Source organism: Chitinophaga rhizophila (assembly GCF_019492185.1).
Classification (GTDB): Bacteria; Bacteroidota; Bacteroidia; order Chitinophagales; family Chitinophagaceae; genus Chitinophaga; species Chitinophaga rhizophila.
Genome location: NZ_JAICCF010000002.1, coordinates 37,153 through 53,768, shown reverse-complemented (window position 1 = coordinate 53,768; position 16,616 = coordinate 37,153). Strand labels below are relative to the sequence as shown.

The following is a 16,616-nucleotide window of genomic DNA, read 5'->3' as shown; positions in this document are numbered from 1 at the left end:
TACAAATATGAATAGAAAACACTACACCCTTCCTGCATTACTGAGCACTTTACTGCTCACAGGTATGCTGAATACGGCAAGTGGACAATACGTGATAAAAGCAGCCGATACAGAGGCCTCCTTATATAATTACGCAGCAGCTATCCCATTATATCATAAGGCATTTGACAGAAAAGAAACTGTCAATGCTGCACGTGGCCTGGCTACCAGCTACCGGCTATTAAAAGATTATCCTGCTGCGGCTACCTGGTATGAAAAACTGGTAGCCATGCCGGAACATACATCCGAAGATGAATTGTATTATGCGGCTATTCTTATGAATAACGAGCAATACAATGCTGCTAAGCAGGTATTAGCTGGTTACCTGGCTAAAGTTCCCGGCGATCAAAAGGCTGAAACCATGAAGGCTGGCTGTGACAGTGCAGCTGTCTGGCTGTCTTCACCGATAAGGGGAGACCTGGAGAACCTCAAAGGATTGAACAGTGAATGGTCTGACTGGAGTACTGCCTTCCGTGATGGCAAAGTTATCTTCGCATCCGACCGTCCCTACGATTCCCTCCGTCCCGATGCCTTATTCAACAGGAGCAATATCAAAAGAAAATATTACGGTTATACCGGTAACAGCTATCTGCATCTCTATGAGAGTAATGGTCTGGACAGTGGTACTGCCAAACTGCTGGTTAGAGATGTAAACGGCGACTACCACAGCGCCCATGCCAGCTATACCGGCAACGGTCAGACATTGTATTATTCAGTGACTGAACTCGCCCGGAAGAAAGGCTCCTTCCTGGGTAAAGAAACTCCTTACACCTTAAATGTAGAGATCAGGGGGCAACAGTGGGATACTGCCACCCGTGCATGGAATGTGCTGCCGGAGTTTCCTTTTAATGAGATATTCAATCACTCCATCGGAGATCCGTTTATTACCCCCGATGGTAAAACCCTGCTCTTTGTAGCAGACTATGGCGACAAAGGTAATGGAGGTACTGATATCTATTACAGTACTAAAGATGCCAGCGGACAATGGCAGACGCCTGTGAATATAGGCGCAGCCATCAACACGGCCGGTAACGAGCGCTCACCATTACTGGACCAGAACGGCATATTGTATTTTTCAACAGACGGCCGTCCCGGATTAGGCGGACTGGATATCTTCAGCGCAGTAAAAGAAAATGGTTCCTGGGTAGCACGTAATATGGGTGTACCAGTAAACAGTGCACAGGACGATTTTGCACCCGCTTATAATGGGACTAATACGCTGTACTTCTCCTCCAACAGGAAAGGGGGTAAAGGTAGCGACGATCTTTATCGCTTCACCCCCGCTAAAATTCTGGTGTTTAGCCTGGAAGGCAAGGCGTTGGATAAAAAGACAAATCAACCGCTGGCGGATGCTAACGTATCCCTGGCTAATAAAGAGACCGGCGCTGTACTAACAGTAACAACTGACAGCCGTGGTGATTTTCATTTTGCATTGGATAGTTTATCAGCCTATGGGCTGGAAGGCGGAAAAGCCTTATTCAGACCAGCGTCTGAGGTTGCGGTAGTAACGAAAGGATTAACCGAATCAGCAGTGTTACACCGCGACCTCTACCTGGAAAAGATCGAAGTAGCAACGGTAGTAAACAAACCGAAAGATCCTGTGCCAGTTAAAGGCATTGGCGTTGCAAAGAAGATAGACCTGGGTACTAAATTTAATGCGCAGAATATCTATTTTGATCTGGGTAAAGCTGATATCCGTCCGGATGTAGCGAAAGAGCTGGATAAATTGATTGCGCTAATGAAGGAAAATCCTTCCTGGAAAGTCGATATGTCTTTCCATACAGACAGCCGCTCTGATGATAACTATAACCTGAAATTGTCTCAGCGACGTGCGGCTTCTACGCTCAACTACTTCCTGTCAAAAGGTATTGATAAGAAGCGACTGGCTGCCAAAGGATATGGTGAGACGAAACTGATTAACCGTTGTGCCAATGGCGTAAACTGTACCGAGGCTGAACATCAGGCCAACCGCAGAGCAGAATTTAATGTGCTCGAACGATAATGCTTATCCGTGAAATATCCCTATAGTTGTGATTTGTTAGGGCTGACCGATCCTGGTCAGCCCTTTTTGTATTAGTGCCTGAGCCACATATGCTTACCAACGAGAGAACGCCCAAGGAGGGGCATAAGTAGCTCATTCTGCCTGGCTGACGAGGCTTAATTTACTGCTTTTAATATTCGTTAACAGTCTTTATACTATTCATTTCCTAGCTTAGCATACAACCAACCAATTTACATTTATCAACCATGAAAAAAGCGCTATTGCTCACTGCAGCCCTAATACCTATGCTGGCAGTTGCACAATCCAAAAAGTTTACAATTACAGGAAAGATAGGCTCGCTGAATGCACCGGCCAGGGTATACTTTGACTGGACAGATTTCCAGAACGCCGGAGGAGGAAAGGAAGATTCCGCGGATGTTGTCAACGGAACCTTTAAGTTTACCGGTGAAATGTCCGGCGTAGCCACCTGCCGCATGGCATTGGCTCATCACGGCGACGGCAAGATGAAGGCGGTGTATACCGGTGATGTTATCTACTTCAATTTTGGCAAAGAGAACATCACTATTACTTCAAAAGATTCATTGTCAAATGCTGTTTTCAAAGGATCGAAGATACATGCTGAAGAAGATGCTTACAATAAAGAGATCGGTGGTACCGTCATGGCCATTACAAAACAGGCAAATGTGGATTTTTCCGCAGGAACCGCTGAACAACGTGCTGACACCAACTTTATCAAAACGATAGACCAACGCTTCCGCAAGCGTATGCATGACAGAACGGCGGCACAGTTGAAATACGCGAAGGAGCATCCTAATTCCATCTTCGGCCTTATTGCATTATCAGAAGCAATAAATGCGTCCAGAGACATGGATCAGATCATTGCCGCTTATGAAGGATTGAATCCGCAGTTCCGTAACTCTAAGAAAGGGCAGGAACTGGATAAACGCATTAAATCTGTGAAGCTGACTACGCCGGGAGCAGAAGCCCCTGACTTCACTATGAATGATGTGAATGGTAAGCCAGTGTCATTAAAAGATCTGAGAGGTAAACTGGTATTGCTGGAATTTTGGGCAAGCTGGTGCGGACCTTGCCGAGCAGAGAATCCGAACCTGCGGGAACAGTATAAGATGTACAAAGACAAAGGATTCGAGATTCTGGGTGTATCGCTGGATAGCGACAAAGGCAAATGGGTAGACGCTATCGCCAAAGATGGTATTCCCTGGATCCATGTATCTGATCTGAAGGGATGGTCTAACGAGGCTGGTATTTTATACGGTGTATCCGGTGTACCGGCAGGTTTCCTGATCGGACCTGATGGGAAAGTAGTGGGTAACAATCTGAGAGGAGAATCGCTCAACAAGAAATTAGCGGAGCTCTTAAATCAGTAGCTGATACTTCTATCAACAAAAAAGGCAGTACGGGAAGTACTGCCTTTTTTGTTGATGATTTATTGCGATTATGCTACAAGCTGGAATTTGGTTCGACCCGGACATGGCCTCGGCAAGGAGGGAGGATGCCCCCTGATGTAGCCATGGCTTAGGAATACCAAAAGTGTCCTTAATCCGGACATGGCCATAGCAAGGTTCGAAGATCACTAGAACATGCCCCGGATTCAAGGTGGACATGAGGTGGACTTGATCAGTCTGTGTGATTGATTATAAGCGTGATGTGTAACTGAGTCCAGGTAAGCGTTGACGCGGTGAATAATCGGCTGCATAATAATATCTACATGACCTGATTGCTTAAGTATTTACCTGGTTCTCTTTCGTAGTACGATATTCAACCTTTGCCCCTTGAAGGTTGATTATCAGTGTATAGTAATTTTCGTTCACTGTTATACCCTAAAGTTTGCTGCTGCTTGCACAATTCCCGGCTGTCTGACATATTCGCAGTATACTATCGGGGTATTGCTGATTACCCAAAGTTAAGTACTAATTCCTGATAGCGGATTGCACCTGCGTATTTCTCATAATCTCCCGCAACTGTAAAGAGGCTGCATTGTTACCGAGTCTGGCCGCTCTTTCAAAGTAATACTTAGCCCAACGCTGGGAAGTGGCTACCCCGTCTCCGTGTTTGTAGCAAAGTCCCAGATTATATAAGGCTTTAGGATCGTCTTTGGCGGCAGCTTTTTTGTACCAGCCGATGGCCTGGGAAACATTCTTCTCGATGCCCAATCCGTAGAAACAACAGAAACCAAGGTCGCGTTGTGCTTCTGTGTCTCCCTGGTTCGCAGCTAACTGAAACCAGTAGACGGCTTTCTTATCGTTTTGTTTCACGATTTCTCCCTCCCGGTAAAAGAAGCCCACATTATACTGCGATTCCATATGGCCCTGCATGGCCGCTTTCTGATACCATTTAAAGGCAATCGCAGCATCTTTCTGCACGCCCCAGCCATTGTCATAGCAACTGGCAAGGTAATATTGCGCGCGCTTATCTCCCTGGGTGGCAGCTGAAAACCAGGTCATTATAATATGTCGCCAGTTTTTACGCTGGTGACTAGCTTCAAAGGCAAGGCGGTAGCCAGAGAGGAATTTTCTGTTTTGTTCCAGTTTTCTAAGCAGTGGTGTATCACTTTTCATATCGCTTCGTTGTGGGATAAATATGCCCCTGATTACAGGTTATTAGCGAGATTGACAATGCCATTATTGTCATAGGAAATAAATTTAGTGATTATTTTTATCCAGTGTATCAACAATTTACCTGCCTAACACAAAGATGTGAAAGGATCTCCGGACTCGGCTTAATATATTTGTGTAATTATTACATTTTTTATCCTATGGACGTTTTTAGTCGTGTGAACATCACCACCGTGTCACTGTTATTCCTGTCTTTGTTAGCCGGAGCCCAGACGCCCTCATCCAGTAATGAAGACAGCACCCGCCGTCTGAAAGAGGTCATTGTGACCTATCAGGCAGGTAATAAGACACCTGTTACCTACCAGGACCTTAACATGAAAGTGTTGGACGACAAGAATACTGGGCAGGAGCCGTCCTTCCTCCTGTCAGAAACACCCGCTGTTACTGTCTATTCTGATGCTGGCAATATGCAGGGATATTCGTATTACCGTATGCGTGGAATGGATCAGACCAGGATTAATACAACATTGGATGGTATGCCATTGAATGAGCCGGAAGACCAGGGGGCGTATTTCTCTAACTACCCTGACATCTTAAATTCGGTGAGCCGTTTGCAGGTACAGCGCGGAGTGGGTACTTCTAAAAACGGCGCTGCAAGTTATGCGGGTAGCGTACAACTATTTGGGCCGGAAGCAGGTGATACTCCCAGCACTAATATCGGCCTTGGATATGGCTCTTACAACAGCTTCAGGGTGTTTGCTGAACACCAGACGGCTGTCAGGAACAATAAGTCCTTGTATGTCAGAGGATCACAGGTTTACACGGATGGGTACAAATACAATTCCTTTAATAATTCGCAGTCGGTGTTTGTCAGCGGAGGCCTATACCATGACAAAAGCACCTGGAAGCTGAATGTCATGGCTGGTCATCAGCAGAATGGCATGGCCTGGCTACCAGTAGCTGATACGCTTATTGCCAAAGACCGTCGTACAAATGCCAATACTAAAGCTGAGAAAGACCGTTTCTTCCAAGGATTGGTACAGCTACAGCACATATGGCGGCCAACTATATACACCAGCATCACCTCCAGCGTTTACTATACTTATCTGAACGGGGGGTATGATTTTGACCTCAATAATTTCCTGGGTACAGCCTCCGATGGAAATCTCTTCAATTATGGATTCCGCTCCCATTTTGGTGGTTTTTTTACCAATTATTCATTGACACACGACCATTTCAGATGGACCAGTGGCGTACATGGTAATATGTATACACGCGGGCATACCGGTACTGATAACTGGTTGGGAGAGCTATATCAGAACCGTGGCTATAAGCATGATATCAGTGGTTTCAGTAAGATAGAATACGACCTCGGCAGGGTGACTTTGTATGGAGATCTGCAGTACAGGTATACCACATTCGACTATAAAGGCAGTGTATCTTTTGATAAGATGAACTGGCATTTCCTGAATCCAAAAGGAGGTATTAATTTCGCGGCCGGAAATACCCTGAGTATTTATTACAGCATCGGACGTACAGGACGTGAACCGACGCGTAATGATATTTTTGGAGGTAATGATGATCTGGTGGCAGATAGTACCGGCAAGGCAGCTATCTTTAACCAGGACGCAGAATCTGTAGTAGATCAGGAGCTGGGATTCCGCTTCCGGAAGGGAAATCTGGCAATTGATCTGAATGGTTACTATATGAACTTTGATAATGAGATTGTGCTGAATGGTCAGCTGGGTCCTAATGGCCTGTTGCTGACCAACAAAGTGAAAAGTAGTTATCGCACAGGCGTGGAGCTGCATGTGGGTTACCAGCTGAAGGCTTTTACCTTTACCAACAATTCATCGTTCAATCATAGCCGCATTAAGGAGCAGTCAGTAGCTTTTACACCGGTGCTGACGCCGGCGCTGATTATCAACCAGGAAGTTGCCTGGCAGCGTAAAGACCTGGGATTGGCACTATCGGGGAGGTATCAGCAGGGAGCGTATATTGACTTTGCAAACGAGGCTATGACAGCTGATTACGTATTGCTGAATGCAAGAGCGCAGTATACATGGAAGGGATGTACATTGTCATTGTTTATCAATAATCTGACCAGCGCCAGCTACTACAATGACGGTAATGTTGAGGCAGATGGTACGCGCAAATACTTTGTACAGGCTCCACGTAATATGTATGTTGCATTTAAATACAGCTTCTGATGACATTATTTGATGTACAACATATTGCCTTTAGCATAATGGGGTATCCTATCAGTTACATTGAATTGTTAGGAACAGTCTTCGGACTTATCTCTGTATACTATGCTTCCCGGGCCAATGTGCTGACATGGCCGACAGGCATCGTTAATGAGATAGCGTTGTTTGCGCTATTCTTTCAGGTTCAGTTGTATGCAGATATGTTATTGCAGGTCTTTTTCCTGATAGTGACAGTATTTGGATGGCATAACTGGCAACATAGAACAATGGAGCTACCGGTTAGCCGGATGTCTCGCACCATGACCGCCGTATATGCTATTGTCCTGCTATTAGGCACTGTAGGGATGGGACTGACTGTGCAACAGTTCAACCGGTGGATGCCGGACTATTTTCCTTTGCCGGCAAGTTATGCCTTTGCAGATTCTTTTGTGATGATGGCAAGCATGCTGGCTACGTTTCTACTGGCAAAGAAGCGCATTGAAACATGGATATTATGGATAGTTGTGGATGTGGTCAGCGTTGTATTATATCTGTATAAAGAGATTTATTTTTTATCACTGGAGTATATAATTTTTTTAGGGCTGGCCACTTACGGCCTGCTACAATGGAGGAAACAACTGAAATATGCGTAAAGGATTTGTTTTTGGGAAATTTATGCCTTTCCACAAAGGGCATGAAGCGATGATCAGGTTTGCCCTCTCGTATTGTGATGAACTGTCTGTGTTGATCTGTTGCAGTAACCGGGAAACGCTTCCCGCACCGGTACGTCAGGTCTGGCTGGAGCATACTTTCCGTGAGGAGCCCCGCATCAGAGTAATGGTATACCGCTATGACGAGAGCCTGCTACCTAATACATCTGCATCTTCAGCAGAAGTGTCAGCAATGTGGGCAGCGCAATTTAAGCTGATATTTCCTGATCATACATTGGTGGTAACATCAGAACCTTACGGGGAACTGGTGGCTAATTTCCTGGGTATCACCCATATTCCTTTTGATGTGGAGAAAGGTCGTTACCCGGTCTCGGCAACCAAAATACGCGCCGATCTGCCTGCCACCTGGCAATACCTGCCGGATACAGTCAAGCAATCACTCGTGACCAAGGTCGTTATCCTGGGTACTGAGTCAACAGGTAAGACTACACTTACTTCCCGGCTGGCAGCACATTTCAATTGCAGCGCTGTTATGGAAGCCGGCAGAGATATTATTGCCGATTCCCGGAACTTCGGTCCTGACGATCTGCAGCTCATAGCAAAGGAGCATGCTGACCGCATCGACGAAGCTGCAACGGGTGACAGTCCGCTGATAGTGATTGATACTAACATCCATATCACGCTGTCATACGGAGAGTTTGCCTTTAACCATGAACTACCTGTAGAGAGGAACATTTTTGAGAGTAACAGGGCAGATCTGTACCTCTACCTCAGCAGCGATGTACCCTATGTGCAGGATGGTACCCGGTTGAGTGAATCAGACAGGAATCTCCTGGATATCTGTCATCGGCGTGTGCTGGATAAATATGCTATTACCTGTGAAGAGATCAGTGGTGATTGGGATGAGCGTTTTAGCCAGGCCGTAATACTTATTGAGCAATTAATGCAAAGGAAAGTAGATAGCTGGTATCAGTTTACCGAGCGAGTAGAGACCGTATAAAGTACGGTTGAACTGGTCAGAGAATGGCTGACCGGATATGGCCGGCAATGTCACACGGGATGTGAAAGAACCTACCAGGTATAAATACTGGCCAGTGAACAAGGGAGGCTGTCTTAATACACTTAAGACAGCCTCCCTTTATTCATATTCCTGATGGATTCAGGTAGTTATTTTAATAATACTAAATGCCCGTCCATTGCCGTTGTATCCGCCCTTACTGGGTGATCTGATATAGTCCGGCACCATGTGGATTAACCTGTGGTGCAAAGCTACCAGTGAATTTCCCTACTACCTTGCCCGTCCACAGGTCGGTAACAGTACACTTACCTTTGAGGCCGAGCGCATTCAGATCCACAGCTACAGGCGCAGGCTCTTTATCTGCTTTGTTGAATACCGCCAGATACTTGCCTGACTTACCAGGTATATCAGCTATCCATGCGGCTTTTTCTTCCTCATTGAACAGCGGTTTATTATTGCTGCTGTTATTGAGTACCTGCAATACCCGTTTGTTAGTGATCAGTGATAATGTAAAGTTGTCGTTATCCGGTAGGTTGCCGCCAAACATCAGCGGGGAGCGGAAAATGCACCAGAGCGTCATCAGGGTATATTGTTCATCCCTGGTAAAAGCGCTCATACGGGGTTCCCCTCTCTCTGCCCTTATACCTATACGTCCCAGCGGCAACATATCCCCATCAGGCCATGCACCGGTAGTACGCCATTTGTTCCAGCGGTCAAACACTTCAAAGTGATCTTTCAGGTGAGGCCAGTTATCCCAGAAATCATCTACTGTACGCCACATATTGGCGTGTTGCTGTACATGTTCTCCCTGCGCGAGCGGCGTCTCACCGGGTGAGGTACTCAGTACGATCTGACGGCCTGTGCGTGCTATGGCCTTACGGATCATTTCAATTTCTTCTTTGAAGTAGATAGGTGCGGAGAGATCATCAATTTTGATAAAGTCCAGCCCCCACGAAGCATACAGCTCAAACAGTGAATTATAGTACTCCTGTGAACCGGTTTTGCCTGGTACTACAGTGTACATATCATGCAGCCATTTACACTGATTAGCCTCGCTATAGATGTCTGCTGCAGTCACATTTGTGCCTTTTACCGGCAGTTTTTTGTTAACTGCGATTACAGGCACGCCACGCATAATATGAATGCCAAACTTTAAACCTTTACTATGGATATAGTCTGCCAGTGGTTTAAAACCCTGCCCATTGGCTGCTGAAGGGAACCGGTTTATAGCAGGCTGAAATCGTCCGTATTCATCTATGTTATAGTCAGGGTTTTTCTCATTGTAACCATGTGATTTATCATTACCTACGTACCAGCGGATATCCACAACGATGTACTGCCATCCGTATTGTTTCAGGTGGCTGGACATATAATCGGCATTCGCCTTTACTTCTGCTTCCGTCACTGTAGGGCCGTAACAATCCCAGCTGTTCCATCCCATAGGGGGTGTTGCCGCCCAGGAGTGAAAGTCCTGCTGTTTTTGTGCAAAGCTGGTAAAGCCTGCTAGTAAAAAGGCCCATAAAAAAACTGATCTCATTGTTTACTTTGTTTTGATCCTGATAATTGAGAACGAATATGCTGGCATACTTGTTTTAAACTGCGGCGCTACTGTGATTGTTGAAGTAGCTGGTACTGCATCTTTATCAGCTGGTTTACCCTGCAAGGTGGTTAAGGTGGCGGTATTTCCTGCCACTGTTAGTGCTCCGAGGTCTATGTTAGAATCAATATTAAAGGGCGTAATGTTCACCAGTTTGATAATCACGTCATTGCTCTTACTGTCACGTACTACAGATGCTGCCACTCGTTTATTCAATGCTGGTTGGGCTGTTGACAGTGTCAAGGCCCCTGGAAGGTATTCGTTACCTGCATTATTGCCAAATAGCCGCTGTACGTGGTAACCGGTGGTAAGTTTAATGCCTGTGTTATTGAAGTAGATCAGGTCTGGATTCCACTGGGTATGTCCTTCCTTGGCCAGAAGAGGGGCGTAGGACGTCATACTGACAACATCCCCGTTTCTTTCCACGCCTGTCAGATAGATGGCTTCAGCAAGGGCTGTTTCCAGGTTGACCTGCTGCCCCGGCAGATGAGCGGCATATTCACCCAGGTATACCTTGGCATGCGCGCGGTCGTATTTATCATAGAAGTCCTGGTTATTAATAAACCAGCCGGCTGTTTCGTAGTAATGTTCATCCACCATTGGTACTTGCAGTTTTCTGGCCAGGGACCATCCTTCTTCATAGTCAGTTCCTTCATAGAACGGCCCCACAGTACCAATTACTGTAATCTCCGGGTGTTTGGCCTGCATGGCTTTAAATAACATGGTAAATCTTTCCTCAAATACATCAGTGATCAGGTCTTCATTACCAATACCGATGTATTTCAGGTTAAAGGGAGCGGGATGGCCTGCTTCTGCACGTTTTCTGCCCCAGGTAGTAGTAATATCCCCGTTAGCATATTCTACCAGGTCTAATACCTCCTGTACATATTCGTCCATGTCTTCCATAGGAATACCCCCTTGTTGTCCGCCGCCACCTACACCTGAGTTCTGGCAGGGTACGGCTGCCGGAACAACCGGAAGCGGTTCAGCGCCGATATCTTCACAGTACTGGAAGTACTCAAAGTAGCCAAGTCCGGCAGACTGATGATACCCCCAGAGGTTGCGCTGGGGCTTACGTGCTTCCAGCGGCCCAAGGGTATTCTTCCAGCGGTACATATTGCCAAGGCCATCCCCGTGTGCTACACAGCCTCCCGGGAACCGGATAAAGCGTGGATGTAGGTCAGCTATCGTCTGAGCCAGGTCAGGACGCAACCCATTCTTTCTGTTTTTAAAAGTCTTTGCCGGGAACAAGGAGATCATATCCAGTTCCAGACGGCCTGGATTCAAAGGCTCCAGTTCCAGGTGAGCGTCGGTACTGGTAGCTGACGCAGTAAGTACTGCCTGAGATGGTTTCCAGTTGCTGCTGTTCAGAGTAAGTGTGGTTTGAGCCAGTGTTTCGCCTTGCTTACTTACCAGTTTAACGAGTAATTTGCCTTTTTTTCTGCTGAGCAGGGAAAACCGGTATTTCTCGCCTTTGCTGACTGCAATGCCATCAAAGCCGGTATTGGACAGTCTGGCACCAGGAACCTTGGTATCAAGTACAGCGTAGTGCCGGTTATTGTCATGAATAGGGGAGGCGCTATCAATAGTGAAAATGGTCTGTTCGCCCTGTAGTTGCCAGGAGTGCTGACTGTTCCAGCTTTTATCCCTGCCTTCTTTGTCAGACAGTGCATACTCAAAGTCCCGGTTTTGAACCAGTTCCGCATACAGGCCACCATCAGCTGCATAATTGATATCTTCAAAAAAGACACCGAACAGCAGGTCGCTGACTGGCTTTGCTTTCTCGGGGTAGAGCGTGAAGTCTGCAGTAACCTTCCCTATACCGGCAAAGCGGCTGCTATCCTGTTTTGTTGATTCGCTATATTGGGTCAGCTTATATTGTTTCCCTTCGTAAGTTTTAATCAGTTGTTCGGCCACATCCCATGTTACGCGATGTATTTGTCCTGTGGCTTTTCCACCGGGAAGCGTGAGCGAAACGTTTTTCGCACGATATGCAGTAGCCGGAACTTCCTGCGCTGCCGTATAAGTAACGAAGTCTTTTGTAGTAGTCTGGTAGTATTTCTGCTCAGCAGTAGTATATATGATCTGATATTGTTGCAGATCAGGGTGATAGGATATGACAGGTGCCAGTACATTCTTACCGGCCTTCATCACCGGATAACTCTGTCTTTTCCAGTGTATTAGGTCAGGAGATGCCGCATGTGCAAACACCATTTCTGTGTCATTCAATCCCCATACACAATGCCAGTTGCCATCCGGACCACTTATCAGGTAGGGGGCGATCATCTTTTTCTGTGAGCCCCAACGTCCGTAGTCACTTTTTACATATCCCCATTCATTACCTATAGGATACCAGTCTTGCTGATCCCTGCTCCACGCAAAGTGAAGGCCGTTATGATGGTTGTTTTTCTCTGTCGCATAGGAGAAGAGATAGACAGAGTCCGGATCATGTTTTGCCGTGACAGTATGCGTCAGGCAGGAGAGAAATGCCAGGTATAACCAGTGTTTCATTATTGTGGAATTATAAAGCAATCCCAATATAATGATAAAAGTGTTAAGATGACAATTAAATGGATGAATTGTTATACTCACACTACCGGCGGTCGTGTATAATATCTGTTATAGAATAATATATGTCCTGAAAGGACGGTATTGACAGAAGATTGCCAGAACAAGCCATACATAATGTAATAGTATAATACAATATAGCGTGACGGCTGTCCCGTAAGCAACAAGGTATTGCGGGATCCTGGTATAATCCACCACCTTTATCACGGGATACGATAGTGCAGCCTGTATCACTTCTAGCAGTATTCTTTTACTACAGGAACAGCGGGATCCAAAGGCAGTACCATTCCTGTAAATGTAGTACGCAGGAGAATGCTGGTTAAGGCCAATGCTACTCTATTTCTGAAGGACGACTTTGGAGTGGAAGCTCCAAAGTCGTAATCGTTATTCAAGTCCTTCCTGCAGGCTGTTTTTGAGCTCGGACATATACTGTACTACCGAAACAGCAGTGCCGGATTCAGGTGTTTTGCCTGCGCAATTATTATTAATATAGCTTTTGACATCTGCCAGCTGCCAGATAGCGCCTCCCTTCATTTCCGGATAGTCTTTTTTAAAGCTGACCATATCTGCTTTGATATCAGCCGGCGTTTTACTATTATGCACGGCTGCACAGGTGCTGAATGCACCGCGGCACAGGAAGATCGGGTATACAGGCAGGTCTGTTTCCAGTTTCTTTTTCCAGTCGCCTGGCTTATTATTTCTTCCACCGTCGTAACATTGAAGGTAAATAGCATCAATAAGACCTGGTTTTGAACGGCAGATAACATCTTTCCAGAAGGCTGGCTTACGGAAAGGACAAAGCGTCATCCGCATACCTAATTGTCCGATCATTTCACCTAGTGCTCCGATACAGGTGCTGTTGTATACAGATTCATCATCTATGCACACTGCGTCAACTCCAATCTCTTCTTTAAATATCCTGCAAATGTTGTATAACGTACTATTAGGTCCCAGACCTGTTACAATACCGGCTACCGTTTTGGAAGAATCATACCAGTCCTGTATATGGTCATAGGTATTCGGCGGCTGGTTGTACCATCTGCCTTCCAGCAATATTTCGATGCGGGTAACAGCAGTAGGAGCCTGCCGTAGTGCCGCTACACGCTGTAACCATTCTCTGCTGCCGGTGTATTTGCCGTTATGGATAATCGGATTAGCATGATCATCCCCGGAATACACATCTCCATTTGCGTGAATGTAAAAACTAGACAGCATAATGGTGTTAAAACCGGCATTTTTCAGTTGCAAATAAGTGGTATCATCTCCCGGATAGATCCCCCGGCCGAACATCGCCAGGTTTGGAGTGTCTGTCATATGTTGCTGAGCATTAACAGGCATGAGTAGGCCATTTGCCATCAGGCAAATGAGCAGGAACAATGTCTTCATTGGATAGTCTTTGTATTATTGATGTAAAATAGTAAACTTGTTGTAGATCATCGGTATGCAGGCTGTTAAGCCTTTATGAGCGGTACAAAGGAAGTAGTAGATGGTCGGAAATTAATATATAATCTAACTTGTAAAATCTGATTGTATGGATTCAACCAACAATTCTTATCAACCTATTGATTGTAACTATTATGATCGCCTGGAAGCATGGGCAACTATGCGTACGGTATGTACCATATTGTTTCGTGATGACGATGGAAAGGAACAGGAGGTACTGGCACGTATCGAAGATGTATATGCACTCAATAAGGTAGAATATATGCGCATGGACAATGGGCTGGTGATCCGGCTGGACAGTCTTGTCGCTGTAAATAATATACCATTGCCAGATCATTGCTGACCTAAGACGAAATTCAGACTTACTACCAGATCAATAAGAAAGGCCTCAGTATAAACTGAGGCCGTATACACTTGTCGCAAAATTTAAGCAGCGTTTCCGTTTATAACAGTTGTCCACTGTTGTATTTATCAATCATCAATTCCCTAGTAAACTTTTCAGCTTTTCTTCCAGCTGACTCCCTTTCAGGTTTCTTGCAATGATCTTACCGGTTTCATCGATCAGTACATTCTGTGGTACGGTTGTAATTTTATACAACTGCGCCGTCTCACTCCGCATAAATTTCAGGTCAGACACATTATAACCGGTAAGCTTGTCTTCGCTGATCGCATTATTCCAGTCATTTCTGCGGCTTTCAATACCGACATTAATAACTACCAGTTTTTTATTATCAAATGACTTAACAGTCTGTTTCAGTTCCTGGTTTTCAATCCTTGAAGCAGGGTTCCAGCTTCCCCAGAAGTTCAGCAATACCACTTTCCCTTTGAATGAAGAAAGTGTTACCTTATTACCTTCCTGATCTTTTTGTGTAAAATCAGGTGCTTCAGTACCTACAGCCGCCTGCTTTGCATCCAGCAATCGTTTCAGGAATGCTTTACCACGTATGGTCTTTTTCGTTCTGTCACTCAATATTTTATACAATGGCTCAATCTCAGCAAATTCAATAAATGCACCTGCATATTCATCCAGTACATCAATGCTGATATACAGCTCAGGATACTGCTGGATGAACTCTTTCATCATAGTCCTTCTTTCATCCATTGCAGTACGAAAACGTTCCATGTAGTTCTTTTTAGCGGAAAGGCCTGCAGCGCTGCCATCGCCAAACATCGTACTTGAAGATTCCGCAGTCAGTGCATCAATCTTTGCATTGATTTCGGACATATGTGTCTGATACACTACGTATTCATCCTGAGTTTTACAACCATTTGATTCAAAGTTCGCAATGTCTTCATCGGAGGTTAGCCAGATGCTCGCTCCGGGTTCAACATACATATGCGCCAGGTTCTTGCTGTTAAAAACATTTACCGGTTCGCCGTTCTTACTCACCATCAGCATCGCATTCACGGGGTAAGGCGTTTGCTGTACAATTTTAAACGTGCCTTTTTCTATATCTGCAGAATCATAAACCACTTCACCATCTACTGAATAGCCTATATAAACCTTTGCTGGAGCTGGAAGTTTCCCGAGTTGTCCTCTGATATAGAATGTTGTCTGAGCAAACATTGGCATTGATATCAAACACGCAACGAGAAACATCAAAATTCTGTTCATCTGTATATCCTTTATAAAATGCTATATGAAATATTGTAGATAATCAAAAAGACAAATGCGCATTATCAATTGAATTATTCGTTTCCTATAAGACAAGATTTAATAGCGGATATGCGTACAAGTGTTAAAGAATTTTTTAAAGTATTTTATTTGGGTACCTGTTGACTGCTTATGGGGACAGGTGCGAAATAGGCAGGTCAGGCAAGCATAACTTGTTTGGTGTCTGCGGATTAAAACCGGCATTCCAGCCCTGAGCAGCCCTTGAACAAAGAAAGTGGAGATTGGCCGCTTCTTTCCTGAAACTTGTTGATTATCAATTATGATTATATTTTTTGCCCTCTTTTTCCCGGCCGACTAAAAAATTATTTATCCCCATAGGTAATAAATGAATTATTTATATATAATAATATGTTAAATTGTAGCATAGATCAGAAATCACATTATCAAATAAGCCAAGGCCTATGAACAAGAGAGCACTTTACCTATTATTTTTCGTTGTTGCTTGTACGCTTTCTTCCTTTTTTGGAAATGGTGCAGATGCAAAGATTGCTAAAGCAAGTTTTACTGAAATCGGATACCAGAAAGATGCGAGTTACTACTATACTTTTTATATAAACATGTCTAAAGAAGACGTCTCAAATACCTCACTTGCTTACATTCAGGTACAGCATAATGGTACAGGACAATTAATGAAAATGGAGAGTTTTAAAGGTGATGTGACTTATTGGAAAGGCTCACAGTTTATGATAAAAGATTCAGCTACTGTGTCATTCTTTGATGGCGAAAAACTCATTACAAGGAAACTGACAGGTGTAATCGAAGGTGGAATGAAGATGTAAAAATAATAGATACAGATAAAGAAAAAAAGTCCTGAAGCGCTTTGCCAAAGCAGTCTTCAGGA

General features: G+C 44.9%; 12 protein-coding genes. 7 read left to right on the top strand and 5 right to left on the bottom strand.

What is annotated here, in order from left to right:
- Positions 1 to 7 precede the first annotated feature (7 nt).
- Positions 8 to 2,041, top strand: coding sequence for an OmpA family protein (locus K1Y79_RS09225; RefSeq protein WP_220249732.1), 2,034 nt, complete (start codon positions 8 to 10; stop codon positions 2,039 to 2,041).
- Between the two features lie 245 nt (positions 2,042 to 2,286).
- Positions 2,287 to 3,429, top strand: a complete 1,143-nt coding sequence (locus K1Y79_RS29400) for a redoxin domain-containing protein (protein WP_220249731.1) — start codon at positions 2,287 to 2,289, stop codon at positions 3,427 to 3,429.
- A 543-nt stretch (positions 3,430 to 3,972) separates the two neighbouring features.
- On the opposite strand, the gene K1Y79_RS09215 is transcribed toward K1Y79_RS29400, so the two are convergent.
- On the bottom strand, positions 3,973 to 4,620 hold the full coding sequence (locus K1Y79_RS09215; protein ID WP_220249730.1) for a tetratricopeptide repeat protein: 648 nt from the start codon (positions 4,618 to 4,620) through the stop codon (positions 3,973 to 3,975).
- 197 nt (positions 4,621 to 4,817) lie between these two features.
- Between K1Y79_RS09215 and K1Y79_RS09210 the strand changes: the two genes are divergently transcribed.
- From K1Y79_RS09210 to K1Y79_RS09200, 3 genes are read left to right on the top strand one after another with little or no spacing between them, the layout of a single operon-like run.
- Entirely contained in the window at positions 4,818 to 6,827 is a 2,010-nt protein-coding gene (locus K1Y79_RS09210; protein ID WP_220249729.1) for a TonB-dependent receptor, read from the top strand.
- Positions 6,827 to 7,456 (top strand): nicotinamide riboside transporter PnuC, encoded by a 630-nt coding sequence (gene pnuC, locus K1Y79_RS09205; protein WP_220249728.1) that lies wholly within the window; start codon positions 6,827 to 6,829, stop codon positions 7,454 to 7,456. The genes K1Y79_RS09210 and pnuC overlap by 1 nt, the downstream gene beginning before the upstream one ends.
- Complete coding sequence (locus K1Y79_RS09200) at positions 7,449 to 8,474, top strand: AAA family ATPase (protein WP_220249727.1); 1,026 nt, start codon at positions 7,449 to 7,451, stop codon at positions 8,472 to 8,474. The genes pnuC and K1Y79_RS09200 overlap by 8 nt, the downstream gene beginning before the upstream one ends.
- A 214-nt stretch (positions 8,475 to 8,688) precedes the next feature.
- Here the strand turns inward: K1Y79_RS09200 and K1Y79_RS09195 are convergent, their stop codons facing one another.
- From K1Y79_RS09195 to K1Y79_RS09185, 3 genes are all read right to left on the bottom strand, one after another.
- Entirely contained in the window at positions 8,689 to 10,029 is a 1,341-nt protein-coding gene (locus K1Y79_RS09195) for a glycoside hydrolase family 27 protein (RefSeq protein WP_220249726.1), read from the bottom strand.
- Positions 10,030 to 10,032: 3 nt separating this feature from the next.
- Positions 10,033 to 12,600 carry an alpha-L-arabinofuranosidase C-terminal domain-containing protein gene (locus K1Y79_RS09190; RefSeq protein ID WP_220249725.1) on the bottom strand — a complete coding sequence of 856 codons (2,568 nt, stop codon included), beginning with the start codon at positions 12,598 to 12,600 and terminating at the stop codon, positions 10,033 to 10,035.
- A gap of 441 nt (positions 12,601 to 13,041) precedes the next feature.
- Positions 13,042 to 14,043 (bottom strand): hypothetical protein, encoded by a 1,002-nt coding sequence (locus K1Y79_RS09185; RefSeq protein WP_220249724.1) that lies wholly within the window; start codon positions 14,041 to 14,043, stop codon positions 13,042 to 13,044.
- 145 nt (positions 14,044 to 14,188) lie between these two features.
- Between K1Y79_RS09185 and K1Y79_RS09180 the strand changes: the two genes are divergently transcribed.
- On the top strand, positions 14,189 to 14,443 hold the full coding sequence (locus K1Y79_RS09180; protein ID WP_220249723.1) for a hypothetical protein: 255 nt from the start codon (positions 14,189 to 14,191) through the stop codon (positions 14,441 to 14,443).
- 135 nt (positions 14,444 to 14,578) lie between these two features.
- On the opposite strand, the gene K1Y79_RS09175 is transcribed toward K1Y79_RS09180, so the two are convergent.
- A complete protein-coding gene (locus tag K1Y79_RS09175) occupies positions 14,579 to 15,715 on the bottom strand; it encodes a TlpA disulfide reductase family protein (protein WP_220249722.1) in 1,137 nt (378 codons plus the stop codon).
- A 461-nt stretch (positions 15,716 to 16,176) separates the two neighbouring features.
- On the opposite strand from K1Y79_RS09175, the gene K1Y79_RS09170 reads away from it, so the two are divergent.
- On the top strand, positions 16,177 to 16,554 hold the full coding sequence (locus K1Y79_RS09170; RefSeq protein WP_220249721.1) for a hypothetical protein: 378 nt from the start codon (positions 16,177 to 16,179) through the stop codon (positions 16,552 to 16,554).
- The last annotated feature ends 62 nt before the right edge of the window (positions 16,555 to 16,616 follow it).